The sequence below is a fragment of the Idiomarina baltica OS145 genome (assembly GCF_000152885.1).
GTDB lineage: Bacteria > Pseudomonadota > Gammaproteobacteria > Enterobacterales > Alteromonadaceae > Idiomarina > Idiomarina baltica.
This window is the reverse complement of record NZ_CH672408.1, coordinates 21,120-22,606: the sequence shown is the minus strand read 5'-3', so window position 1 is coordinate 22,606 and position 1,487 is coordinate 21,120. Positions and strand designations below refer to the sequence as shown.

Below are 1,487 nucleotides of genomic sequence, written 5' to 3'. Positions count from 1 at the left end.
ACCTATTTGTTGCTTTATTGTTTGATTCATGGGAACTTTTAACTATAAATAACAAACAAAGCAAGTATGTACACATAAAACATGGATGTAATTTAGTCGTATTGGGGGATCTATAATGCACTTTTGTACGAGACTATCGCTCGTGACAGTTTTCACTGCGAGTCTTTTTATTGTATCCGGAGAAGCAAAGGCTAATTTTAACGTTCACGTAAAATCAACTAACCCCGTTGTAGGCGCCAAAGCATTTGACCTCAACTTAGCAACACTCACACCACAAGAAAAAAAGTTAGTAGACAAATACAACTCGGTTATTGATGACCACCTAAATTACAACTTTTCTATTACGCGTACGGTAAGAATACTTGTCAATCACTACCCACAACACGTCAATCAAATCTTAATTGCCGCCTATCAACATTACCCGACACGAATTCCAGTTATTAACCGTGCGGTTATTCAGGTTGAGCCGGCTCTCACTTCCGACGTGCTAACGACAACTCACTTAGTCGCGCCGCAGGCGTTCGACGAAACCATCGCGCAAGCAATAGATGTAGAGCCAAGTTATATCGATGATATTGTGACGACAGCAACTCGTCTCGCACCGGAAAAATTAAATACTATTGTACGGGTAGCCATAGTGAGTGAACCTAGAATGAGCGAAACGGTCGTTAAATCGGCTGCCGAGAGTTCGCCTGATAATTTTCTAGATGCAGTCGTTTCTTCTATAAAGGAAATACCTCAAATCACCAAACATGCATTTGTCGCTGTAAAAGACTTTTTTAATTTTAACAATGCAGAGCAGAAGACAAGACCTAAACCTGAACAGTGGAATCGCTTTATAGTTGAGGCAAAGGCACAGGGGATTAATCGCGAAGAATTGGAATGGTTTAAAGAGCACGGCTACTTAACTGAACAGCAAATCGCAAAAGTCTATAACAATAAAGCCGACAAATAGCTCACCATGCGTAAACCATGCGTAACGGATATAAAAAAGCCGGCTGAAAAGCCGGCTTTTTTTAGTATCAGAAATCTTATTCCGCAGCTTCCGCTACTTCTTCGACTTCCTCTACTTCGGGACGGCCAACCAATTCAATGTAAGCCATTGGTGCGTTATCACCTGCACGGAAACCACACTTCATAATGCGAGTGTAGCCACCTGGGCGAGATTCATAACGCGGACCAAGTTCATTGAAAAGCTTGCCCACTACTTCTTTATCACGTGTACGTGCAAATGCTAAACGGCGATTTGCAACGCTGTCTTGCTTAGCCATTGTGATCAACGGCTCGACTACGCGACGCAACTCTTTCGCTTTTGGCAACGTCGTTTTGATGATCTCATGACGCACCAACGAGCTAGCCATGTTGCGGAACATCGCTTGACGATGGCTGCTGTTACGATTGAGTTGACGACCACTCTTACGATGGCGCATACCTATACCCTTCTCAGTAAATCAATTACCAAGGTAACTTAGTCGTTGTCGATCAAG

The 1,487-nt window shown here is 42.9% G+C and carries 2 protein-coding genes; one reads left to right on the top strand and one right to left on the bottom strand.

Translation table 11 applies throughout. From position 1 onward, the window contains the following. Nucleotides 1-142 precede the first annotated feature (142 nt). Nucleotides 143-955, top strand: coding sequence for a hypothetical protein (locus tag OS145_RS10665; RefSeq protein ID WP_131382171.1), 813 nt, complete (start codon nucleotides 143-145; stop codon nucleotides 953-955). A 76-nt stretch (nucleotides 956-1,031) separates the two neighbouring features. On the opposite strand, the gene rplQ is transcribed toward OS145_RS10665, so the two are convergent. After that, nucleotides 1,032-1,430, bottom strand: a complete 399-nt coding sequence (gene rplQ, locus OS145_RS10660) for a 50S ribosomal protein L17 (protein ID WP_006956458.1) — start codon at nucleotides 1,428-1,430, stop codon at nucleotides 1,032-1,034. Between the last annotated feature and the right edge of the window lie 57 nt (nucleotides 1,431-1,487).